We start from the raw sequence: 22,301 nt of genomic DNA, 5'->3' as shown, positions 1-22,301 counted from the left end.
CGCCGCTAGAGCGACAGGTAGCGCTGCCGCTCGTAGGGGGTGACCTCGCGGCGGTACTGCTCCCACTCGGACCGCTTGTTGCGCAGGAAGAAGTCGAAGACGTGCTCGCCGAGCACCTCGGCGACCAGCTCGGAGCCGGCCATCACGTCGATCGCCTCGGCCAGGTTCTCCGGCAGCGCCTCGTAGCCCATCGCCTTGCGCTCGGCGCTGCTCAGCGACCAGACGTCGTCCTCGGCGCCCGGGGGCAGCTCGTAGCCCTCCTCGATGCCCTTGAGGCCGGCGCCGAGCAGCACCGCGAACGCCAGGTAGGGGTTCGTCGCCGAGTCCAGCGAGCGCACCTCCACCCGGGCCGAGTTCGGCTTGCCGTAGGCCGGGACGCGGACCAGCGCCGACCGGTTGAGGTGACCCCAGCAGACGTACGCGGGGCTCTCGGTGATCCGGTCGGGCAGCGCCTGCGGGAACAGCCGCTTGTAGGAGTTGACCCACTGGTTGGTGACCGCCGTGTATTCCCGGGCGTGCGTGAGCAGCCCGGCGATGAACGACTTCGCCACCTTCGACAGCTTCATCGGGTCGCCGCCGTCGTGGAACGCGTTGCGCTCGCCCTCGAACAGCGACAGGTGGGTGTGCATCCCGCTGCCCGGCTGGTCGGTGAACGGCTTCGGCATGAAGCTGGCCTGCACTCCGGTGGAGAGCGCCACCTCCTTGACCACGTGCCGGAAGGTCATGATGTTGTCGGCGGTGGTCAGCGCGTCGGCGTACCGCAGGTCGATCTCCTGCTGGCCGGGGGCGACCTCGTGGTGGCTGAACTCCACCGAGATGCCGATCCGCTCCAGGGCCAGCACGGCCTGGCGGCGGAAGTCCCGCGCCACCGCGTGCGTGGTGTGCTCGAAGTAGCCGCCCGTGTCGACGGGGGTCGGCACCGAGCCGTCCTGCGGGCCGTTCTCCAGCAGGAAGAACTCGATCTCGGGGTGGGTGTAGAAGGTGAAGCCCTTCTCGGCGGCCTTGGACAGCATCCGGCGCAGCACGTGCCGGGGGTCGGCCCAGGACGGGCCGCCGTCGGGCAGCAGGATGTCGCAGAACATCCGGGCGCTCTCGCCGCTGACGCCACCCTCGAAGGGGAACACCTGGAAGGTGGTCGGGTCGGGCATGGCCACCATGTCGGACTCGAAGACCCGGGCGAAGCCCTCGATCGCCGAGCCGTCGAACCCGATGCCCTCCTCGAACGCGGCCTCCAGCTCGGCGGGCGCCACCGACACGCTCTTGAGCGTGCCCAGCACGTCGGTGAACCACAGCCGGACGAACCGGATGTCCCGCTCTTCCAGCGTACGGAGGACGAACTCCTGCTGACGGTCCACTTCCACCCCTCGTGCCACTGTCTCCACCACCGGTGGGGCCTGGCCGCCCAGTCTCCACCGGCTCCTTTACGCAGACGTTACGCGACCGACCTGGACCACGTCCTGTCGTGTCCCGCCCCCTGGCGGACCGGCCCGACCGGCGTCGCCGCACGAGTGGCCGCCGTCTCCGCGCAGCCCCGGTGCCGCCGCCGCCCGGCTGGGGCAAGATGTGGACATGCCCACCCTGCGTCTCGCCCTGTCCCAGGTCAACCCGAGCGTCGGCGACCTCGCCGGCAACGCCGGCCTGGTCCGCCGGTGGACCCGCACCGCCGCCGACGCCGGCGCCCAGCTCGTCCTGTTCCCGGAGATGGTGCTCACCGGGTACCCGGTCGAGGACCTGGTGTTCCGCCGGTCCTTCGTCGCCGCGTCGCAGGCGGCGCTGCGCCGCCTCGCCGCCGACCTGGCCGCCGACGGCCTCGGCGGGGTGCCGGTGGTGGTCGGCTACCTCGACGCCGACGGGCCGCCGCAGGTCAGCTCCGACGCCGAGCCGGGCCGGGGGGCCCGCAACGCCGCCGCGGTGCTGCACGGCGGCGAGGTGGTGGCCACCTACTTCAAGCACCACCTGCCCAACTACGGGGTGTTCGACGAGGACCGCTACTTCGTCCCGGGCGACGCGCTGACGGTGGTCCGCGTCGGCGGGGTGGACGTCGCCCTGACCATCTGCGAGGACATGTGGCAGGCCGGGGGCCCGTTCGCGGCGGCCCGGCAGGCCGGCGTCGGCCTGGTCGTCACGATCAACGGCTCGCCGTACGAGCTGAACAAGGACGACATCCGGCTGCCGCTGGTGCGCCGCCGGGCCGCCGAGGCGGGGGCCGCCGTGGCGTACGTCAACATGGTCGGCGGCCAGGACGAGCTGGTCTTCGAGGGCGACTCGCTGATCGTCGGCGCGGACGGGACGCTGCTGGCCCGCGCCCCCCAGTTCGTCGAGCACCTGCTCGTGCACGACGTCGAGCTGCCGGCGGCCGAGGGGTCCGGCGGCGACACGGCCCTGGCCGGCGGGGCCGCGCCGGCCGGCGGCGAGCTGGCCGCGGGCATGCGGATCGTGCGGGCCGCCGTCGGCGACGTCCCGCCGGCACCCGGCGGCGCGGCGGCGGTGGGCGGGATCATCGAGCCGGTGGCCGACGAGGCGGAGGTGTGGCAGGCGCTGGTGCTGGGCCTGCGCGACTACGTCGACAAGAACCGCTTCCCGTCGGTGGTGCTGGGGCTCTCCGGCGGCATCGACTCGGCGGTGGTGGCGGCCCTCGCGGTCGACGCGCTCGGCCCGGACCGGGTGGTCGGCGTCTCGCTGCCCAGCCGGCACTCGTCGGAGCACTCCCGGGCCGACGCGGAGGACCTGGCCAAGCGCACCGGCCTGGACTACCGGGTCGAGCCGATCCAGCCGATGGTGGACACGTTCCTGGCGAACCTGTCGCTGTCCGGGGTGACGGTGGAGAACCTCCAGGCCCGGGTGCGCGGGGTGATCCTGATGGCGCTGTCGAACCAGGAGGGCCACCTGGTCCTCACGACCGGCAACAAGAGCGAGCTGGCGGTGGGCTACTCCACTCTCTACGGCGACTCGGTCGGCGGCTTCAACCCGGTCAAGGACGTGTGGAAGACGCTGGTCTGGCGGCTGGCGAGGTGGCGCAACGCCGACGCCGCCCGCCGGGGCGAGACCCCGCCGATCCCGGAGAACTCGATCGGCAAGCCGCCGAGCGCCGAGCTGAGCCCCGGCCAGCTCGACAGCGACACGCTGCCGGACTACGACGTGCTCGACCCGATCCTGATCGGATACGTCGACGGCGACCTGGGCCGCACGGGGCTCGTCGAGTCCGGGCACGACCCGGCGGTCGTCGACCGGGTGCTGCGGATGGTGGACACCGCGGAGTACAAGCGGCGGCAGTCCGCGCCCGGCACGAAGATCTCGATGAAGGCGTTCGGGCGGGACCGGCGGCTGCCGATCACCAACCGCTGGCGCGAGGACGGCTGAGCCGGGCCGGGCCCACCGGGGAGTGAAATCCTCCACTGCCTCCTGCCGTCGGCCGGCGCGCGGTGCGACGCTTGCGACGGACCCGGGGACCGCGCGCGCGGCCTCGAGGAAGGAGACAGTCATGGTGGAGTCCACCCCGACCGAGGTGACCGCCCTCTACGGCGGCCCGGCCACCCGGCGGGTGCGCACCCGCGACCTGCTCGCCGCCAAGGAGCGCGGCGAGAAGTGGTCGATGCTCACCTCGTACGACCAGTACACCGCGTCGATCTTCGACGCCGCCGGGATCCCGGCGCTGCTGGTCGGCGACTCGGCGGCGAACAACGTCTTCGGCTACGAGACGACGCTGCCGGTGACCACCGAGGAGCTGCTGCCGCTGGTCCGCGCCGTGGTGCGGGCGACGAGGCAGGCGCTGGTCGTCGGCGACCTGCCGTTCGGCTCGTACGAGGAGGGGCCGACGCAGGCGCTGCGCACCGCCGTGCGGTTCATGAAGGAGGGCGGCTGCCACGCGGTCAAGCTGGAGGGCGGCCGGCGCTGCGCCGACCAGGTCGCCGCGATCGTCGGGGCCGGCATCCCGGTGATGGCGCACGTCGGCTTCACCCCGCAGAGCGAGCACACCCTCGGCGGGTACCGGGTGCAGGGGCGCGGCGACGCGGCCGACGAGGTGTTCGCCGACGCCCTCGCGGTGGCCGAGGCGGGCGCGTTCGCGGTGGTGCTGGAGATGGTGCCGGGCGAGGTGGCCAAGCGCATCACCGGTGAGCTGACGATCCCGACGGTCGGCATCGGGGCCGGGCCGGACACCGACGCGCAGGTGCTGGTCTGGCAGGACATGGCCGGCCTGCGCACGGGGCGGGCCCCCCGGTTCGTGAAGCGCTACGCCGACCTGGCCGGGGCGTTGACCGAGGCGACCCGGCGGTTCGCCGACGAGGTCCGGGGCGGCGGGTTCCCGGCCGCCGAGCACACCTTCTGACGCGTGGCGGCGCTGCGGTGGGCGGCGTGCCCCGTGTCGTCCACCGCAGCGTCCGGCGGCCCGCGCCGACGGCGGCGACAGCCGGCGGGTGGTGACGCGGGCGTCCGGCCAGCGGACGCAGCGGCTAAGGTACCCGCTCGTGGATCATGTTCGTATCTCAACGGTTGTCCTGACCTGCGTCTCCGTGCTGGCGCTCGCGGCGTGCGGCGGGGAGGAGCCGGCCCCGACGGCCGCGCCCGCCTCGGCCATCGCCACTACTACTGCTGCCGCCGCCCCGACCACCGGCGCGGCCGCCCCGACGGCCGCCGCCCCCGCCTCCGCCGACCCGGCCGCCGACAAGAAGCTCTGCGAGACCGCGAAGAAGGTCGCGGACGACTCGAAGAAGGCGCTGATGAAGGCCGTCGTGGGCGGCGGGGACCCGGCGGCGGCGATGAAGAAGGCGTTCACCGAGATGTCGGAGGTGGCGCCCGCGACGGACGGCTCCGGCAGCGAGGTCGCCGTCGCGCTGGCCGCGGTCGGCGCGGAGGCCCGCAGGATCGCGAACGCCGCGGACGTCGAGGCCGCGGCCGAGGACAGCGCCGCCCTGGAGAAGGCCGGCGCGAAGGCCAACGCCGCCTGCAAGAAGGTCGGCGTCGACCCGAACCTCTGACCCGAGCGCCGGACTGGGTGCGCCGGCGGCCTTCCACCGCCGCTGTGCCGCCCGTCCCACGAATGGTGATCGACTCCACGTCGGCGACCTGGCGGTATCCCGACCGCCCGGATACCGCCAGGTCGCCGACATCGCGCGGGGCGTCGCTCAGAGGTCGGTGACGCGGAGCCCGGCGTGGGCCCGGTAACGCTTGTTGATGGCGATCAGGTTGGCCGTGAACGCCTCGATCTGGTGGGCGTTGCGCAGCCGGCCGGCGTAGATGCCCCGCATCCCGGGGATCCGGGCGGCGAGCGCGCCGACGACGTCCACCAGCTCGCGGTCCTCGGTGCAGATCAGCACGTCGAGGTCGATCCGGTCGACCTCCGGGTCGGCCAGCAGCGGGGCGCTGACGTGGTTGAACGCCGCGCAGACCCGCGAGTCGGGCAGCAGGGCGGCGGCCTGCTGGACGGCGCTGCCCTCGGCGACGGTCAGCGCATAGGGGCCCTGCCGGTCGAAGCCGAGCGGGTTGACGCAGTCGACCACGATCTTGCCGGCGAGCGGCCCGGCCAGGGCGGCGACGGTGGCGGCGTGCCCGTCCCACGGCACCGCGATCACGACCACGTCGCTGCGCCGGGCGACCTCGTCGTTGCCCGCGCCCGCCACCTCAGCCTCGGCGGGCACGCCCCGCAGGGCGGCGATCTCGGCGGCGGCCTCGGCGGCCCGCTCGGCCGACCGGGAGCCGATCAGCACGGACTGCCCGGCGCGGGCGAACCGGTAGGCCAGGCCCCGGCCCTGGTCGCCGGTGCCGCCGATGATGCCGACGGTCAGCCCGGACACGTCGGGCAGCGTGCTCGCGTCGTATGCCATGGCCCCATCCTCGCAAACGAGGCAGGCCGGCAGCGGCGTCGGGCACGGTGCGAAGGCCCGCCGGGCCGCTCCGGGCGCTGCGCGCGGCCCGACCCGCCGGCCCCGCGCGGCCCACCGGCGCGCGACGGCTGTCAGGCCAGCGCGAAGAGGACCTTCCGGGTGGCCGGGTCGGCGGTGACCAGCCGGACCCGGACCCGCTCGCCCAGCGGCAGCACGCCCGTGCAGCGGGCCCGCACCGGCGGGGCGTCCAGCGCCACCGTGCCGCCGGGCTGCCGGCCCGGCCGCGGCTCGTCGACGTCCAGCACCGCCGCGTCGAAGCTCTCGCCGACCCGGTGCGCCAGCAGCACCGCCTCGGCCAGCTCGACCGCGCCCCGGGTGGCCGCCCCGGCCGTCCGGTCGGTCGCGGCCATCACCTGCGGCAGCCTGGGCAGCGCCGCGCGGGCCCAGTCGGGCACCGGCCGGTCGGCGTGCAGGGCCAGGCAGACCTCGGTGGCGTACCGGTCGGCCAGCCGCCGCAGCGGGGCCGTGACGTGGGCGTACGCGGCGGCGACCCCGCCGTGCGCCGGCTGCTCGGGCAGCGCGCCGTCGAACGCGGTGTACGCGGCGCCGCGCATCAGCTCGGCCGCCTGGTCGACGAACGCGGCGGCCCGGGGCTCCGCGGCGTCCAGCCCGGCGAGCAGCTCGCCGACGCCGACGCCGTCCGGCCAGCGCACGCCCAGCGGGGCGGCGGCGGTGCGCAGCCGGGCCACCGCCTCCGGCCTCGGCGGCGGCATCGTGCGCAGCAGGCCGACTCCGCCGGCCAGCATGATGTCGGCGGCGGCCATCCCGGTGAGCAGGGAGATCTGCGCGTTGTGCTCCTCCATCGGCGCCGGGCCGCGCAGCACCAGCCGCCACCCGTCGCCGTCGGATTCGACGTCCTGCTCGGGCAGCGGCAGGTTGACCGCGCCCCGGCGCAGGCCGCGCGCCGTGAGCAGCGCGCCGAGCTCGGGGAGCAGGGCGATCGGCTCGGGCAGCCGGCCGGCGTCGGCGGCGGCCTGGACGCCGACGTAGTCCAGCTTGGCGCGGCTGCGCACCAGGGCGCGTTCCAGCGCGACGGCGACCGTGCCGCCGTCGGGGTCGAGGTCGATCGTCCACAGCACGGCCGCCCGGTCCTGGTCGGGCAGCAGGCTGGCCGCCCCCTCGCTGAGCGTCTCGGGGTGCAGGGGGACGTTGCCGTCGGGCAGGTAGACGGTCTGCCCGCGCCGCCAGGTCTCCTCCTCCAGCGCGCCGCCGGGGCGCACGTGGGCGGCGACGTCGGCGATGGCGTACCGGACCCGGAAGCCGCCGCCGGGACGGCGGGCGAGGTGCATCGCCTGGTCGAGGTCCCGCGAGGTGGCCGGGTCGACGGTGACGAACGGGACGTCGGTGCGGTCGACGGCGGGCCGGGGCGGCGCGGCGGCCGCCGCCTCGGCCTCACGCTGCGCCGCGGGCGGGAACCGGTCGGGCAGTTCCAGCTCGCGGCGCAGCGCGCCGAAGTCGATGCGGGGCGCGAGGACGCGTCGGATCAGCACGGCCCAATCCTGGCACCCCCACCCGCCCGCGGGTCAGAGGGTGCGGGTGGACGTCGGCTTCTTCGCCGGCGCCTTCCTGGCGGTGGCCGTGCGGGTGGCGCCGGTGGACCGGGCCGCCGCCGTGGTCTTCCGGGCCGTGGTCTTCTTCGCCGCCGGGGCCTTCTTCGCGGCCGTGGTCCGCTTGGCCGCCGTGGTCCGCTTCGTCGCGGGGGCCTTCTTCGCCGCCGTGGTCCGCTTCGTCGCCGGGGCCTTCTTGGCGGCCGTGGTCTTCTTCGCGGCGGTGGCCGTGCGCTTCGCCGCCGTCGCGGGCGCCTTCTTCGCCGCCGTCGTCGTCCGCTTCGCCGCCGCCGTGCCGGTCTTCTTCGCCGCCGCGCCCGTGCCACGGACCGTGGCGGTGGTCTTCCGCGCGGTGGAGGTGACCTTGCGGGCGGCGGTGGTCTTCTTCGCGGGGGCCTTCTTCGCCGCCGTCGCGCCGGTCCGCTTCGCGGCGGTGGCCGTGCGCTTCGCCGCCGTCGCGGACGCCTTCTTCGCCGCCGTCGTGCTCTTGGCGGCCGGGGCCTTCTTCGCCGCCGTCCGCGTGGCGGGCGCCTTCTTCGCCGTGGTCCTACTGCCGACCGGGGTCCTGCTGGCCGCCACCTTCGTCGCGGCGGCCTTCTTCGCGACCGCCTTCTTCGCCGGGACCCGGCCGGCCCCGGCGCCGGAGGCGTTCGGGGACGCCTTGGTCACGGTCGGCCGCCGGGTCGCCGTGCCGGCGGCCCGGGTCGTGCCCGTGGCCCGTCCGGCCGCGGCGGTCTTCTTCGCGGTCGTACGTTGGGCGGCCGGGCGGGTGGTGGCCTTTTGTGCTTCGGCCATCGTGGTTCCCTCCTTGGGGACATGCTCTCGCGTGCCTTCTCTCGGGGCACGGAGTTCCTCGACGCGGGCCGTCCCGCGCCGCTTATCTGTCCTCCCCGGCCCAACGGGCGTCCTCGGCGTCCCACGCGTCGTTGCGCTCCCGCACCTGTTGCAGGGCGTTCTCCGCGTCGGCCGCCGAGGCGTACGGCCCGAGCACGTGCCGCGCCGCGCAGACGTCGGCCTCGGTCTCGACCCGGTGGTGTCGGGTGCACCAGTAGTAGTGCCCACCACTTCCGCTGTCGCTCATGGGATCACTGTGCACCGCGCACCGCCCGGCCGCCACCGGTTCAGGCAAATGGTCGCCGACGTCTTCCACAGTAGACGTGCTGACCGGCCGCCGGGCCGAAACGGCGGAACCCGTCGCCGGGCGGACCGGCGCGGGCACAGCGGCGCGGCGCAACCCGCGCGCCGGTCGGTAAGAACGGTCCCGTCCCCTACCACCCAGCCTGGGGGGCTTCATATCAGCCTGGACGATAACGTGCCATCCGTCGCCGGGTCCCATTTACGGGACCGGCGGACGGCGCACCCCTCCGCTCAGGTCGATACGTCCGCTCGCGGGTGCGCCCCGCCGCGCCGTGTGCAAGCCTCTGCGAAACCTTCTGCGCGGCGCGGCGCCCCCGTCACCGACGGGTGACCCTCGGCAACGTCGAGGCGACGCCCGCCGCCCGACCTGGGGGACGACACCGTGGCGAATCTTGACGTCGCGCTCAAGAGCGCGATGAACATCGATGGCGCGATCGGCGCCGCACTGGTCGACTACAACAGCGGGATGACGCTCGGCGTGGCCGGCGGCACCGGGGAGATCGACCTGACGATCGCCGCCGCCGGCAACACGGACGTGGTCCGCGCCAAGCTGCGCACGATCGAGATGCTGAACCTGAACGACGAGATCGAGGACATCCTCATCACCCTCGGTTCGCAGTACCACCTGATCCGGCCGGTCACCAGCCGGACGGGCAAGGGCCTGTTCCTCTATCTGATGGTGAGCAAGAGCCGGGCCAACCTGGCGATGGCCCGGCACCAGCTCCGCGTCATCGAGGAGAGCCTGGAGCTGTGAGCGTGGTCGACAGCACCGGAACCGTCCTCCCCCGGCGCACCGCGCGGCAGCCGGGGGAACCACCGACGCCCCGGGCGTTCCCGCCCTCGCTGGCGGGCAACCCCACACTGCCGTACGCGGCGATCGGGCAGGAGCTGGCCGACCTGCGGGTGCAGATCCCCGGCGTGCACGGCTGCGTCCTCGGCGGGGTGGACGGCCTGCTCATCACCCACAACATGCAGACCGACGTCGACCCGAACGACCTGGCCGCGCTCGCCGCGACCACGTACGGCCTGGGCCGGCAGGTGGGGCTGCGGCTGAGCCAGGGCGAGTTCCAGCAGTCCACCGTCCGCAACGACCACGGCTACCTGAGCGTCTACGCCGTCAGCCGGCAGGCGCTGCTCGCCGTCGTGGGGCAGGACAGCATCAACGTGGCCCGGCTGCACCTGCACGCGCCGTCGACCGCCGCGCGGCTCGCCGCCCTGCTGGAGCGGGACCGCCCCTGATCGGCCGGGACGCCACAATGCGACGGTGGACATCGAGGTGGCGCGCTACCTGACGGAGCTGGTCGCCGCGGCCGGCGAGGCGCTCGGCGACGACCTCGTCGGCGCGTACGCGGCCGGGTCGGTGGCGCTGGGCGCGTACCAGCCGGGGCGCAGCGACGTGGACGTGGCGCTGCTGTGCGCGCGGCCCCTGCCCGCCGGGCGCAAGCGGGAGCTGGTCGCCCGGCTGCGGCACGAGGCGCTGCCCTGCCCGGCGCGCGGGTTGGAGCTGGTCGTCTACCGCCGGGACGTGGCCCGGTCGGGCACCCCGGAGCCGGGCTTCGAGGTGGAGCTGAACACGGGCGCCCGGATGCCGCCCCGGGTGACCTGGTCCGGCGACGAGCGGGCGGCCGCCGACGGCCGGTTCTGGTACGGCCTGGACCGCAGCATCCTGCACGCCGGCGGCCTGGCCCTGCTCGGGCCGCCGGCCGGGGAGGCGTTCGCCGACCTGACGCCGGCCGACCTGCGCCGGCTGCTGGTGGACGCGCTGACCTGGTGGTTGGCGCTGCCGACCCCGCCCGGCGACGAGCCGGCGGCCGGCACCGAGGACGCGGTGCTCGGCGCGTGCCGCGCGCTGGTGCGCTGCCGCGACGGCGGCTGGCTGCCGAAGGTGGCGGCGGGGCGGCGGCTGGTCGGGCAGGGGCACCCGGCGGCGGGCCTGATCGAGCGGGCGATCGCGGCCCGGCGCGGCGGCCGACCACCCGGCGGCGCGGCGGCGCGGGCGTTCCAGCGGGCCGTGCGCGACGAGATAACACGATGCTATGACCCATTCGATATATAGCTCACTGTGGATCTCTCGATAGCCTGTCCTCACGATCTCAGACCGCGTACCCGCAGGTCGACGCGGTCGACGACAGAGGAGACCGATAGATGACGCTCCACCGCAAGGCCGCCACCCTCGGCGTGCTGACTGCTTCGGCGCTGGCCGCCACCATGATCGGCGGCCCGGCGTCCGCGGCGCCCGCGGCCGGCGAGATCCGCCACGCCGGTGGCGCCACCGCCGTTCCCTCCAGCTACATCGTGGTCCTGAAGGACAGCGCCGTCGGCGGGAAGGCCGGCACCCGCGCCGCCGCCGTCGCCAGCTCCGCCGGCAGCCTCGCCAAGCAGTTCGGCGGCAGCGTCGCCCAGGTGTACGGCGCGGCGCTCAACGGCTTCGAGGTGCGGCTCTCCGAGGCCGCCGCGAAGCGCCTCGCGGCGCACCCGGCCGTCGCCTGGGTCGAGCAGAACCACGAGGTCAGCCTCCAGACCACCCAGGCGAACCCGCCGTGGGGGCTGGACCGCACCGACCAGGCCGCCCTGCCGCTGAGCAAGTCGTACAACTACACCAGCGCCGGCACCGGCGTGACGGCGTACATCATCGACACCGGCATCAACATCAACCACAACGACTTCGGCGGCCAGGCCGCCGACGGGTACGACGCGGTCGACAACGCGCTGCCGGCCGCCGACTGCAACGGCCACGGCACCCACGTCTCCGGCACCGTCGGCGGCACCACGTACGGCGTGGCCAAGGACGTCAAGCTCGTCGCCGTCCGGGTGCTCAACTGCCGGGGCCGGGGCACCAACGCCGGCGTCATCGGCGGCGTCAACTGGGTGACCTCCAACCACCAGGCCGGCCAGCCGGCGGTGGCGAACATGAGCCTCGGCGGCGGGGCGAACTCGTCGCTGGACACCGCCGTGGCGAACTCCATCGCCGACGGGGTCACCTACGCGGTGGCCGCCGGCAACTCCAACGCCAACGCCTGCACCTCCTCGCCGGCCGCCGTCCCCACGGCGATCACCGTCGGGGCGACGCAGAGCAACGACGCGCGCGCCAGCTTCTCCAACTTCGGCACCTGCCTGGACATCTTCGCCCCGGGTGTGGACGTCCTCTCGGCCTGGTACAGCAGCAACACGGCGACCAACACCATCAGCGGCACCTCGATGGCCTCGCCGCACGTGGCCGGCGCCGCCGCCCGCGTCCTGTCCAACAACCCGACCTGGACCCCGGCCCAGGTCGCCTCGTACCTGACCAGCACGGCCACCGCCGGCGTGGTCACCAGCCCCGGCACCGGTTCCCCGAACCGCCTGCTGTACGTCTCCCCCACCAGCTGATCCCCCTCGCCCCAGGTCGGCCCCGGAGCGCCCGTCGCTCCGGGGCCGCACCGCGTCCGGGCCCGGCCAGCCGCCCACCGTACGCATCATTCCGTTAAAAGGGGCGTAACCGGCAACACGGGTCGGAGGTTCTACGGTGTGGTGGCACGCGGCGTGCGTGTACGCGTACCGGCCTGGGGGTGAGCGGTGCAGCGCAGACCCGGCACCGCCGTTCGCCTCGCCCCGCTGCTCGTCTGCGCGCTCCTGTTGCACGTCGGCCTCGCCTGCCGCGCCCCGCTCGACGCCGTCGCCGTCACCGTCGCGCCGCATCCCGCCGTCGCCCCACACGCCGTCGCCCCGGCCGCCGTCGCCGCCGCGTCGCCCGCCGACCCGGGCATCCCGGTCCGCGCGACCGCCCGGTCCGCGGCGGCCCCCCGGGCCGGCGTACCGCCGCGCACCGGGCGGGCCGGGCGGGTCGCCCTGGAGGCGTACCGCCTCGTGACCACGCTCGCCGCGCACACCGACCAGCCGCCGGACCCCACCGTCGTGCCCCGCTTCGACGGGAAGGCGTGCGGCTCGGTCAGCCGGTCCGGCCGGGGCAACCAGGGCACCGACCGACGCGACCCCGGGCCGCAGGCCGGGGCGGCCCTGCCCGAGGCCGCCGTGCGCCGGGGCAGCACCGCCGACGGTCGCCCCGCCACCGCCGACGCCGGACCCGACCCGATCCGGCTGCGCGTCCTGCGCTGCTGAGCGACGCCAGCCGGAAAACCGGACCGCCCGCCGTCGCGGGCGGCGTACGGCCGGCGGGCGGCGCGGACGTCCCCCCGGCCCGTCGGGCACCTTCGCGTACCCCGACCACCACGCGGTCACCCGCCGGCCACCGCGCCGCCGACACCCGTACCCCCGGCCCCGCCGGCGGTGCGGCCAGCCGGCGGCCGGCGTCGGCGGCCGACCCGACGCCCGCTCGCCCCGCCTTCCCCGGATGTGAACGATGTCGCCTCCCGCCCTGCCCTGGCGCACCCTGCGCGCCGACCTGTCCGCCTCCGTCGTCGTCTTCCTCGTCGCCCTCCCGCTCTGCGTGGGCATCGCCGTCGCCTCCGGTGTGCCGGCCGAACTCGGCCTGGTCACCGGCATCGTCGGCGGCCTCGTCGTGGGGTTCATGCCCGGCAGCAGCATGCAGGTCAGCGGCCCCGCCGCCGGCCTGACCGTGCTGGTCGCCGAGGCCGTGGACCGTTACGGCCTCGCCGGCCTCGGCACGATCGTCCTGGTCGCCGGGCTGCTCCAGGTCGGCCTGGGGCTGCTGCGGCTCGGCCGCTGGTTCCGCGCCATCACCGTGTCGGTGGTGCAGGGCATGCTCGCCGGCATCGGCCTGCTGCTCATCGTCGGGCAGCTCTACGTCCTGGCCGGCGTCGCCGCGCCACACACCGGGCCGGGCAAGTTCACCGGCCTGCCGGGGCTGGTGGGCGAGGTCGTCACGTCCGCGCCGGCGCGGGTCTCGCTCGCCGTGGGCGTGGCCACCATCGCCGTGATGGTGGGCTGGGACGGCCTGCCCGGCCGGCTGCGGACGGTCCCCGGCGCGCTCGTCGCCGTCGTGGCGGCGGCCGGGGTGACCGCCGCGCTCGGGTTGCCCGTCGACACCATCGAGGTCGAGGGGCTGCTCGCGGCGATGCAGCCGTCGCTGGGGCACTGGGGCACCCTCGCGGACGTCGGGGTGCTGGCGACGATCGCCACGTTCACCCTGGTCGCCTCGGCGGAGAGCCTGTTCAGCGCGGCGGCCGTCGACCGGCTGCACCGGGGCCCCCGCACCGACTTCGACCGGGAACTCGTGGCGCAGGGCACCGGCAACACGATCTGCGGCCTGCTCGGCGCCCTGCCGATGACCGCCGTCATCGTCCGCAGCTCCGCCAACGTGCGGGCCGGCGCGCGGACGAAGGCGTCCCGGGTGCTGCACGGGCTGTGGCTGCTGCTGTTCGCCGCCGCCGCGCCCGGCCTGATCGGGCTGATGCCGCTGCCCGCGCTCGCCGCCGTGCTCGTGCACGCCGGGGTCAAGCTGCTGCCGCTGCGCGCGCTGCCGGAGCTGTGGCGGCAGCACCGGGGCGAGGCGGTGGTGCTGGCGGTGACGGCCCTGGCCATCCTCACCACCGACATGTTCACCGGCGTGCTCGTCGGCCTCGGCCTGGCCGTGGTGAAGACCGCGTGGGAGATCTCGCACGTCCGGGTCACCGTGCGCGAGGTTCCGGTGGCGCGCGACGCCGCCGTGGGCGACGCCGGCCCGGGGCCGGTCGAGGTCGCGATCACCGGGAACGCCACCTTCCTGCGGCTGCCCACCATCCTCACCACGCTCAACGATCTGCCGGCCGACCGGACCGTCCGGCTGGACCTGCGCGGGCTGCGGCACGTCGACCACGCCTGCCGCACCGCGCTGGACACCTGGATCGAGACGCACAACCGCAACGCGGGGGTGTCGGTGCACGTCGTCGCGCCGCGTCCGGCGGAGGACGACCGGCCCCGCACGGTCGACGCGACGGACTGACCCGGTCCGGCCTGGCCCGGACTGACCCCGGTCCGGCCTGGCCCGGCGGGCCGGGTCCGGTTCGCCATGTCGGCGAGATGGGGGTGTCCCGACCGGCCGGCTGCCCCCGTCTCGCCGACATGATCACGGCTGGGTGGTGCTCACCCGCCGGCTGCGGCGGCCCCGCCCCAGCCGGCGGACGAATCCAGCCACGCCATCCGCTCGGTCATCCAGTCCCGCATGTACCGGACCTGCCCCTGCCAGGTGTCGGCGGTCGGGGTGACGATGGGCCCGATCTTCTCGGTGGTCAGGTTCGGCCACCGCTGGAAGTTCCGCTCGGCGGCGTTGACCAGCGGGGCCGTGATGGCGGCGAACCGCGCGTCGAGCTGCGCACCGGAGAGCGGACCCCGGCGCAGCTCGGCCCAGCGGGCCCGGACCAACCCGACGAACGCGGGGTCCGTGACCAGCCGGTTGATCCAGTTGTTGGGCTTCGGCCAGCGCGGCTGCTCGTACTGCCAGCCGGCCGTCTCCAGGTTGTCCCCGCCACCGACGCCGTAGGTGATGTCGAGGTCCCACAGCGGCCCGGCGGTGATCTTGCCGCCCCGGTCCTTGTAGAAGTAGGAGCTGCGGGCGTAGGCGTCGAAGTTGCGGGTCAGCTCGTTGAGGATCAGCGAGTCGACGAACGATCCGACGTCGATCCAGGCGGGATAGCCCGTCGTCGGGTCGGCAAAGCTCCGGGACTGCATCAGGTCGTTGAACTGCTGGAGGTGGCCGGTGAGCCAGACCTGCTGCTCCGGTTGCAGCGGCGACGGGTCGACGACCTCCAGGTAGTGCCAGCAGGTCGCGGGCCGCCCCACGCACTCCAGGGTCGGCTCCTCGGCCGTCAGCCACTCGAACTTGAAGATGTACCCGCCGGAGATCGCCGGCAGGGTGACGTCGTCGGGATCGAGCTCCTTCAGGTCGAGCCGGTTCTTCGCGTTCTTGATGGTCTCCACGATCATGTAGACGCCCTGGTAGTCCTCGGCGCCCAACGGCCGGTCCGCGACGTTGAGATAGAACTCGACGAAGGCGTACCGGGGCGCCTGGTATCCCAGCTGGCGGGCCAGGTCGAAGGTCAGCGCCTCCCGGATCAGCGCCTTGTCGGTGTACGGGCCCCGCAGCACCCAGTCGGACTCCGCAGGCATCCCCAGCACCGGATAGTCGGCGTCGTCGTCCTCGTTGTCCCGGAACTCGACCCGGTACGGGGCCTTGTCGAACAGCGAACTCGACGTGCCGCGCAGGTGGTAGCCGATCCGGGTGGCGAGGGTCGGCGTCGCCGAGAGCGACGCGTATCCCCCGGTCGGCTCGAAGAGCAGGGCCGCCGAGTCGACGTAGTCCCGGCCCGGCTTTCCCTGCCCGTACCCGTCGATCACCAGGATCGGCAGGTCGAGCTGCACGTCCATGGCCCGGGCCAGGTAGAGCGCCGTGCCGGGATCGCCGGCCGGTGCTCCATCCACGAACGGCCGCGCCCGCAGTTGGGTGGTGCCGGAGAGCAGCAGGGGCGTGTCGTCGTACCGGCGGGAGTCCGGCCCGGGGAGCGTCCCGTCGGTCGTGTAGCGGATCTCGGCGCCGGCCACGCTCGTGCCCAGCGAGACGGAGAGCCCGCCCTGGAACGTGCCGCTCGGCACGGAGAAGTCGATGTCACCGGTCAGGTCGGCGGGCGAGTCCGCCGCCGTGGTCGGCGCGCCCCGCACGTCGGCCGCCCGCTCGGGGACCGGCGCGGTGCCGCCGACGGCGGCCAGCGAGATCGCGGTCGCGATGCCCAGCAACTGGGCCAGCAGGTTCCGCACCGTCACTCCCATCAGGCCCGCCGAGCAGACCAACCCAACATATCGAAGTAGTTGGATTTTACGCGCCGGGCGGGCTGATCGGGGTGTCCGATGGGCGCACCGGGAACTCCACCGTCAGCGCGCGGGCTCCCGGTTGAACAGCCGCCTCGACCAGAGGTAGCCGCCCAGCGCGATGGCCGCGCACCAGGCGAGCGCCACCCACGCGTCGCCGCCGACCGGCTCGTCCATCAGCAGGCCGCGCAGCGTCTCGATGATCGGCGTGAACGGCTGGTGCTCGGCGAACCAGCGCAGCCCGGCCGGCATGGAGTCGGTGGGGACGAACCCGCTGCCGAGGAAGGGCAGCAGGACCAGCGGCATGGGCAGGTTGCTGGCGGTCTCGACGCTCCCGCTCACCTGGCCGAGCGCGACGGCCAACCAGACCAGCGCGAAGGCCACCGCCGCCAGGAAGCCGGCCGCGGCCAGCCACCCGCCCGGCCCGGCCGTGGGCCGGAAGCCGACCAGCAGGGCCACCCCGGTCACCACCGCCACGCTGAACGCCGCCTGGATCAGGCTGCCCAGGACGTGTCCGGTCAGCACCGAGACGCGGGCGATGTGCATCGTCCGGAACCGGGCGACGATCCCCTCGGTCAGGTCCATGGCGATGGTGATCGCCGTCCCCTGGACCGCCGCCGTCACGGTCATCAGGATGATCGCGGGGGCCACGTAGGTGGCGTACGCGGCCCGCCCGCCGGCCGCGCCGCCGGGCACCGCCCCGCCGAGCCCGGCGCCCAGCGTGCCGCCGAACACGTAGACGAACAGCAGCAGGAAGACGATGGGCATCGCGACGAGCGTCACGGTCATCGACGGGTAGCGCAGCATGCGCCGGAGGCTGCGGCGCAGCATCGTCGCCGAGTCGCGCAGCGGGTGGAGCCGGAGGGCCGCCGGGGCGGGGCTGCTCATCGGGTGGTCACCTTCTCGTCGGTGGGGTCGCCGGTGAGGGCGAGGAAGACGTCGTCGAGGTCGGGGGTGTGCACGGACAACTCGTCGACCTGGACGGCCCGGTCGTCGAGCCGGCCGATCAGGGTCCTGAGCGAGCGCAGGCTGCCGTCGCCGGGCACCCGCAGGGCCAGCGCGTCGCCGTCCCGCGGGACCGGACCGAGCACGCGCCGGGCGGCGTCGAGGCCCTGCTCGTCGGTGAACCGCAGGCGGACGTGCCCGCCGGGGACGCGGCGCTTGAGCTCCTCCGCGGTGCCCTCGGCGACCACCCGCCCACGGTGCAGGACCGCGATGCGGTCGGCCAACTCGTCGGCCTCCTCCAGGTACTGCGTGGTGAGGAAGATGGTGACGCCGCCGGCCACCAGCTCCCGGACGAGCTGCCACATGGTGCGGCGGCTGCGCGGGTCCAGCCCGGTCGTCGGCTCGTCGAGGAAGATCACTCGCGGGCTGCCGACCAGGGTCATCGCCAGGTCGAGCCGCCGCCGCATGCCACCGGAGTAGGTCGACGCCGGCCTGCGGGCCGCGTCGGTCAGGTCGAACCGTGCGAGCAGCCGGGCGGCGAGCCGCCGGCCCTCGGCCCGGGGCAGGTGGTGCAGGTCCGCCATCAGCAGCAGGTTCTCCTCGCCGGTGAGCAGGTTGTCCACGGCGGAGAACTGGCCGGTGACCCCGATCGCGGCGCGCACCGCGTCGGGTTCACGGGCGAGGTCGTGCCCGGCGACCCGGACGTCACCGGCGTCGGCCCCGAGCAGGGTGGACAGGATCCGCACGGTGGTGGTCTTCCCCGCGCCGTTCGCGCCGAGCAGCGCGAAGACCGTGCCGGCCGGCACGGACAGGTCGACACCGTCGAGGACGGCCCGGTCGCCGAACGACTTCCGTAGGCCGGTCACGGCGATCGCCGGCCGGGACTGCGTACTGGACATGGTTGTTCTCTCCTCAGGCCGGAAGGGGGGTCAGGAGCGGTGGATGGTGATGTCGCCGTAGGAGGTGGCGGCGCGGACCTCGACGGTCTGTTCGGTCCCGCCGGGCCGGCCGGTGTTCTCCAGCAGGTTGCGCACGTGCCCGTACCCGGTGTTGACCTCCAGCCAGGCGGCGGTGCCCTCGGCGATGCCGACGTCCAGGTTCCCGGCGGCGGTGCCGAGCACGATCGCGCCGCGGACCACCTCGCCGAGCCGGATGCTGCCGTTGGACGTCTTCGCGTCGACGCCGGCACCGGCCCGCTCGACGTGGATGTCGCCGTTGGCCGCGCGCACCCGGGCGTCGCCGGTGGCCGCGTCGATGCTGGTGTCGCCGTTGGAGTTCTTGACCGTCGCGGCCCCCTCGACCGCGCCGAGTTCGACCCTGCCGGAGCCGGTGGAGACCTCGGCGTCGCCCGCGACGGCGTCGACGGCGACGTGACCGACCCCCGTGTGCAGGCGCAGCGGGCCGGTCCGTTCGACCCGGACGTCGCCGGTGGTCCTGATCCGGCACTCGCCGAGCCGGCCGGCGCAACGGACGTCGCCCATCACCAGGTGGGCGGAGAGCGGGGAGCCGCTGGGCAGTTCGATGGAGACCTCCACCGACCTGCTCTTCTTGGAGAAGTCGAACGTCCGCTTCGGGCCGGTGACCTGGAGCGCGCCGTTGGCGCACTCGACCCGGACCTGCGCGGCGGCCTGCACGTCGGACTCGTCGGTCTCGTCGCTGGGCCGGACCTCGACGACGGTGTCGGTCCGGTCGCTCGCGGCGACCCGCACGTGGGCGACGCCGAGCTCCAGCGTGACGGCGATCGGTCCGGGGGTCTCGAAAGTAGGCATGGTCGTCTCCGCATCGTGGGTGGGTGGGTCGTCCCCGCAGGTCGGGGACGTGCGGCCGGGGGGTGCGGCCCGGCGTGGGGGGTGGTGCGGCGCGGGTGAGGTGTGGGGGGTGGCGCTGTGGCGGGTGGTGCGGTGGCGGTGGCGGTGGGGCGGGTTCCGGTCAGCGCACCCAGCCGGTGAAGCTCTGCCGGGCGCGCCTGCCGCTGTCGCGGGGCTCGGGGCGCTGGTCGGGGTCGGGCCGTTGCAGAGCCGCGGTGGCGGCGCGGACCAGCCAGGCGTTGACCGAGCGGCCCTCCCGCGCCGCCGCCTCCTCGATCGCGGCCTTGAGCTGCTCGGGCAGGCGCACGTTGATCCGCGCGGCGGGGCCGTCCTCGGCAATCGGCAGGGCGGCGTCCGGCGTGCCGGCGGCCGTCGCCGTGCCGCCGTCCGCGACGGGCCGGGGCGGCTCGGCGGGCGGCGGGGTCACGACGAAGTCCGGGTCGCGCCCGCGCAGGCGCAGCTCCACCGAGCCCGGGGCCAGGTCCCGGGTGATCTCGTCGGCCGCGGCCGACAGCGCCTCCAGCAGGGTCATCCGGATCGCCGATTCCAGCGCCCCGGTCAGGCGCTCGATTAGCAACCGCGACTCGTCGCCGCCAGCCTCGGCGAGGGTGGCGAACTCGCGCCCGAGGTTGCTCACGTAGGAGTTCAGGTCCATGGCACCACTATGGCACATGAATGGCACACGAACAAGCCAGGTTGGCGCGATCCGGCACCACTCCTGGCATCAGGGTGGCGTAAATCGGATCGAACAAGTTCGGCGCGCCGCATAGGTTGGTCCCGTGACGACGACAGCGGAGGCCACCCACCGACGCGCCCGCATCGGGCTGCTCCAGGTCTGCGCGGCAGGCGTCCTGTGGGGCACCGGCGGGCTGGTGGTCACCGTGCTGCACGACCGCGACGGCCTCGGCGCGATGACGGTCAGCGCGTGGCGGATGGCGCTGGCCGCCGTCGCCCTGGCCGGCTTCGCCGTGGCGACCCGCCGGTCGGGCGTCGTGCTCGCCACGATGCGCGCCCACCCGGTGCTGGCCGTCGTGGTCGGCGTCGGCACCGCCCTCTACCAGGCCCTGTACTTCGGCTCCGTCCTGCTGGTCGGCGTGAGCGTCTCGACCGTCGTCTCGCTCGGGCTGGCACCGGTCCTGACCGCTGCCTGGGAGCACGCCGTCGCCCGGTCACGCCCGTCGCTGCGCGAGGTGGCCGTGCTGGCGGCGGCGCTCACCGGGCTGGTGCTGATCAGCGCGACCGCCGGACACGGCTCACCCGCCCCCGGCGGCCGGCCGGGGCTCGGGATCGTCCTCGCCGTCGCGTCCGGGGCCACGTACGCGGCGACGACGCTGCTCGGGCACACCCTGGCCCAGCGGGTCGACTCCGTGGCCCTGACCACGTGCGCCACCGCCGCCGGGACGCTGGTGCTGCTCCCCTGGCTCGGGATCGCCCTCGTCGCGGGCGAGCCGGTACTCACGGCAGACCCCGCCTCGCTCGCCCTGCTGGCCTACCTCGGGGTCGCGACGATGGCCCTGGCGTACGGCCTGCTCTACGCCGGGCTGCGGACGACGTCCGGGTCGGCCGCCACGGTGGCCACCCTGGTCGAGCCGCTCTCCGCAGCCCTCCTGGCGGCCCTGCTCCTGGGCGAGCGGCTCACCGCGCCGGCGCTGCTCGGCGGCGCGCTCATCCTGGCCGCAGTCGTCGCCCTGCACCCTGCGGGCCAGGACCGGACCGCCCCCGCAGCGGCAAGACCCGGCCCGGCGCAGCCCGACGGGGCCGCCGGGCCGTGACCGCCGTTCTCGCTCCCCTCGTCGGCCGCGCCCGCGTGGTCCTGCTCGACTTCGACGGGCCCGTGTGCGCCGTCTTCGCCCGGCACCCCGCGTCGGCCGTCGCCGACGAGCTGCGCCGGCTGCTCGCCGACCGGGACGTGCCCCTGCCGACCGTCGTCCGGCGCGAGCCCGATCCGCTCGCCGTGCTGCGCTTCACCGCCACGCTCGGCCGCCCCGCCGTCGTCCGGCTGGTCGACGAGGCGCTGACCCGCGCGGAGGTCACCGCGGTCCGCACCGCCGCGCCGACCCCGTTCGGCCGGCAGGTCATCCTCGCCGCCCACCGCACCGGCCGCCGGGTCGCCGTGGTGTCGAACAACTCCGCCGCGTGCGTCCGCGCCTACCTGGACGCCCATGGACTCACTTCGTACGTGCACCCGGTCGTCGGCCGCCCCGAGGCCGCGCCCGGGCGGATGAAGCCGGACCCGTACCCGGTGCTCGCGGCCCTGCGGGAGTTGGACGCCGAACCGGCGGACTGCGTCCTGGTCGGCGACTCGGCCACCGACGTCGAGGCCGCCCACGCCGCCGGGGTCGCCGCCATCGGGTACGCCAACAAGCCCGGCAAGCGCGCCCGGCTCGCCCCGGCGGACGCCACCATCGACAGCATGGCCGAGCTGGTGGCCGCCCTCTCCCCCGCCTGACGGCCGCCCGGCCCGGTCAGCCCGGTGCCCTCACGCGTGCCGCCGCCCGGCCCCGTCAGTCCGATGCCCCCGCCCGGCCCGGTCGACCCGGTGCCCCCGGGCGTGCCGCCGCCCGGAGGACGCCGTCGAGGCCCTCCTCGAACAGCAGGTCGTCGTCCCACCTCGTACCGTCGAGATGGCCGGAGGCGTGGAGGGTCGGATAGGTGTCGGCGCTCGCGGCGACGTGCTCGCGGGCGGCGGCCCTCGCCCCGGGGTCCGCGTGCTGCCGCCAGGTGGCCTCCGTGAGCGACGCGCCGATGACGTAGTTGGCCAGCATCCGCGTGGCCACCGCGAGCCGGAGCCCGCCACAGCCGCCGCGCACCAGCGCCGCCTGGAGGAACTCGGTGCGGGCCAGGACGTTGGGCCCGAGCATCGGCCGCCCGATCAGCCCCGGCGCCCAGGGATGGCGCAGCATCGCGGCGCGCCAGGCACGGACGAGGGCGCGGACGTCCTGTCGCCAGTCGTCGGTCACCTCGGGGATCGGCACGTCGCCGAAGACCCCGTCGACGGCCAGGTCCAGGACGTCGTCCTTCGTCTTCACGTGCCAGTACAACGCGGTGGCCGTCACGTCGAGCTGCTGGGCGAGGCGGCGCATCGTCAGGCCCTCGATGCCGTCGGCGTCGAGCAGGGTCACCGCCGCGCCCACGATGCGGTCGAGGGTCAGCGGCGGCTTCCGCCGGGCGCGCGCCGGCTCCGCGCGCAGCCAGACGGGCGGCGGCGTGGTGGTCATGGAGTTCATTCTAGTACGGTGGAC

Annotated in this window: 22 protein-coding genes; 11 read left to right on the top strand and 11 right to left on the bottom strand. The window is 74.8% G+C overall.

The features are described from left to right. Positions 1 to 5: 5 nt before the first annotated feature. On the bottom strand, positions 6 to 1,355 hold the full coding sequence (gene glnA / locus HDA31_RS06475) for a type I glutamate--ammonia ligase (RefSeq protein WP_074474770.1): 1,350 nt from the start codon (positions 1,353 to 1,355) through the stop codon (positions 6 to 8). A 214-nt stretch (positions 1,356 to 1,569) separates the two neighbouring features. On the opposite strand from glnA, the gene HDA31_RS06470 reads away from it, so the two are divergent. The 3 genes from HDA31_RS06470 to HDA31_RS06460 all read left to right on the top strand — a co-directional run bounded on the left by HDA31_RS06470 (position 1,570) and on the right by HDA31_RS06460 (position 4,976). Beyond that, on the top strand, positions 1,570 to 3,360 hold the full coding sequence (locus HDA31_RS06470; RefSeq protein ID WP_178065936.1) for an NAD+ synthase: 1,791 nt from the start codon (positions 1,570 to 1,572) through the stop codon (positions 3,358 to 3,360). A 121-nt stretch (positions 3,361 to 3,481) separates the two neighbouring features. Then, positions 3,482 to 4,327 (top strand): 3-methyl-2-oxobutanoate hydroxymethyltransferase, encoded by an 846-nt coding sequence (gene panB / locus HDA31_RS06465; protein WP_178065937.1) that lies wholly within the window; start codon positions 3,482 to 3,484, stop codon positions 4,325 to 4,327. A gap of 184 nt (positions 4,328 to 4,511) precedes the next feature. Continuing rightward, positions 4,512 to 4,976, top strand: coding sequence for a hypothetical protein (locus tag HDA31_RS06460; protein WP_178065938.1), 465 nt, complete (start codon positions 4,512 to 4,514; stop codon positions 4,974 to 4,976). A gap of 147 nt (positions 4,977 to 5,123) precedes the next feature. Here HDA31_RS06460 and npdG read toward each other — a convergent pair whose 3' ends face one another. The 4 genes from npdG to HDA31_RS06440 all read right to left on the bottom strand — a co-directional run bounded on the left by npdG (position 5,124) and on the right by HDA31_RS06440 (position 8,510). After that, positions 5,124 to 5,822, bottom strand: coding sequence for an NADPH-dependent F420 reductase (gene npdG, locus HDA31_RS06455; RefSeq protein WP_178065939.1), 699 nt, complete (start codon positions 5,820 to 5,822; stop codon positions 5,124 to 5,126). 131 nt (positions 5,823 to 5,953) lie between these two features. Next, positions 5,954 to 7,372 (bottom strand): RNB domain-containing ribonuclease, encoded by a 1,419-nt coding sequence (locus tag HDA31_RS06450; protein WP_178065940.1) that lies wholly within the window; start codon positions 7,370 to 7,372, stop codon positions 5,954 to 5,956. 33 nt (positions 7,373 to 7,405) lie between these two features. Beyond that, positions 7,406 to 8,224 carry a histone gene (locus tag HDA31_RS06445; protein ID WP_178065941.1) on the bottom strand — a complete coding sequence of 273 codons (819 nt, stop codon included), beginning with the start codon at positions 8,222 to 8,224 and terminating at the stop codon, positions 7,406 to 7,408. Positions 8,225 to 8,306: 82 nt separating this feature from the next. Beyond that, complete coding sequence (locus HDA31_RS06440; RefSeq protein ID WP_036372683.1) at positions 8,307 to 8,510, bottom strand: hypothetical protein; 204 nt, start codon at positions 8,508 to 8,510, stop codon at positions 8,307 to 8,309. A 438-nt stretch (positions 8,511 to 8,948) separates the two neighbouring features. Between HDA31_RS06440 and HDA31_RS06435 the strand changes: the two genes are divergently transcribed. The 6 genes from HDA31_RS06435 (at position 8,949) to HDA31_RS06410 (ending at position 14,447) form a co-directional block, all read left to right on the top strand. Then, a complete protein-coding gene (locus tag HDA31_RS06435; protein WP_074474762.1) occupies positions 8,949 to 9,320 on the top strand; it encodes a hypothetical protein in 372 nt (123 codons plus the stop codon). After that, the gene (locus HDA31_RS06430) at positions 9,317 to 9,805 is read left to right on the top strand and encodes a roadblock/LC7 domain-containing protein (RefSeq protein WP_246384056.1); all 489 of its coding nucleotides are present in this window, start codon (positions 9,317 to 9,319) and stop codon (positions 9,803 to 9,805) included. The genes HDA31_RS06435 and HDA31_RS06430 overlap by 4 nt, the downstream gene beginning before the upstream one ends. A gap of 25 nt (positions 9,806 to 9,830) precedes the next feature. After that, positions 9,831 to 10,622 carry a nucleotidyltransferase domain-containing protein gene (locus tag HDA31_RS06425; protein ID WP_178065942.1) on the top strand — a complete coding sequence of 264 codons (792 nt, stop codon included), beginning with the start codon at positions 9,831 to 9,833 and terminating at the stop codon, positions 10,620 to 10,622. An 89-nt stretch (positions 10,623 to 10,711) separates the two neighbouring features. Next, positions 10,712 to 11,935, top strand: a complete 1,224-nt coding sequence (locus HDA31_RS06420) for a S8 family peptidase (protein ID WP_178065943.1) — start codon at positions 10,712 to 10,714, stop codon at positions 11,933 to 11,935. A gap of 186 nt (positions 11,936 to 12,121) precedes the next feature. Beyond that, entirely contained in the window at positions 12,122 to 12,664 is a 543-nt protein-coding gene (locus HDA31_RS06415) for a hypothetical protein (RefSeq protein ID WP_178065944.1), read from the top strand. Between the two features lie 241 nt (positions 12,665 to 12,905). Next, positions 12,906 to 14,447, top strand: a complete 1,542-nt coding sequence (locus tag HDA31_RS06410; protein WP_178065945.1) for a SulP family inorganic anion transporter — start codon at positions 12,906 to 12,908, stop codon at positions 14,445 to 14,447. A gap of 140 nt (positions 14,448 to 14,587) precedes the next feature. Here HDA31_RS06410 and HDA31_RS06405 read toward each other — a convergent pair whose 3' ends face one another. The 5 genes from HDA31_RS06405 to HDA31_RS06385 form a co-directional block, all read right to left on the bottom strand. After that, positions 14,588 to 16,255 carry a CotH kinase family protein gene (locus HDA31_RS06405; protein WP_246384060.1) on the bottom strand — a complete coding sequence of 556 codons (1,668 nt, stop codon included), beginning with the start codon at positions 16,253 to 16,255 and terminating at the stop codon, positions 14,588 to 14,590. 114 nt (positions 16,256 to 16,369) lie between these two features. Beyond that, positions 16,370 to 17,194, bottom strand: a complete 825-nt coding sequence (locus HDA31_RS06400) for an ABC transporter permease (protein ID WP_178065947.1) — start codon at positions 17,192 to 17,194, stop codon at positions 16,370 to 16,372. Next, positions 17,191 to 18,150, bottom strand: a complete 960-nt coding sequence (locus HDA31_RS06395; protein ID WP_178065948.1) for an efflux ABC transporter ATPase subunit, DrrA-related — start codon at positions 18,148 to 18,150, stop codon at positions 17,191 to 17,193. Before HDA31_RS06395 ends, HDA31_RS06400 begins: the two co-directional genes overlap by 4 nt. Positions 18,151 to 18,180: 30 nt before the next feature. Beyond that, positions 18,181 to 19,020, bottom strand: coding sequence for a DUF4097 family beta strand repeat-containing protein (locus HDA31_RS06390; protein ID WP_178065949.1), 840 nt, complete (start codon positions 19,018 to 19,020; stop codon positions 18,181 to 18,183). A gap of 160 nt (positions 19,021 to 19,180) precedes the next feature. Then, complete coding sequence (locus tag HDA31_RS06385) at positions 19,181 to 19,714, bottom strand: YlcI/YnfO family protein (protein ID WP_178065950.1); 534 nt, start codon at positions 19,712 to 19,714, stop codon at positions 19,181 to 19,183. A gap of 124 nt (positions 19,715 to 19,838) precedes the next feature. On the opposite strand from HDA31_RS06385, the gene HDA31_RS06380 reads away from it, so the two are divergent. Together HDA31_RS06380 and HDA31_RS06375 are read left to right on the top strand one after the other, a co-directional pair. After that, complete coding sequence (locus HDA31_RS06380; RefSeq protein WP_178065951.1) at positions 19,839 to 20,831, top strand: DMT family transporter; 993 nt, start codon at positions 19,839 to 19,841, stop codon at positions 20,829 to 20,831. Beyond that, positions 20,828 to 21,508 carry an HAD family hydrolase gene (locus tag HDA31_RS06375; RefSeq protein WP_178065952.1) on the top strand — a complete coding sequence of 227 codons (681 nt, stop codon included), beginning with the start codon at positions 20,828 to 20,830 and terminating at the stop codon, positions 21,506 to 21,508. The genes HDA31_RS06380 and HDA31_RS06375 overlap by 4 nt, the downstream gene beginning before the upstream one ends. Before the next feature lie 55 nt (positions 21,509 to 21,563). Here the strand turns inward: HDA31_RS06375 and HDA31_RS06370 are convergent, their stop codons facing one another. Then, positions 21,564 to 22,277, bottom strand: coding sequence for a TetR/AcrR family transcriptional regulator (locus HDA31_RS06370; RefSeq protein ID WP_178065953.1), 714 nt, complete (start codon positions 22,275 to 22,277; stop codon positions 21,564 to 21,566). Positions 22,278 to 22,301 lie beyond the last annotated feature (24 nt).

Origin of the sequence: Micromonospora carbonacea (assembly GCF_014205165.1) — a bacterium.
Lineage (GTDB): Bacteria > Actinomycetota > Actinomycetes > Mycobacteriales > Micromonosporaceae > Micromonospora > Micromonospora carbonacea.
Note: the sequence above shows the minus strand (reverse complement) of the source record. Positions and strands in the feature narration are given on the sequence as shown.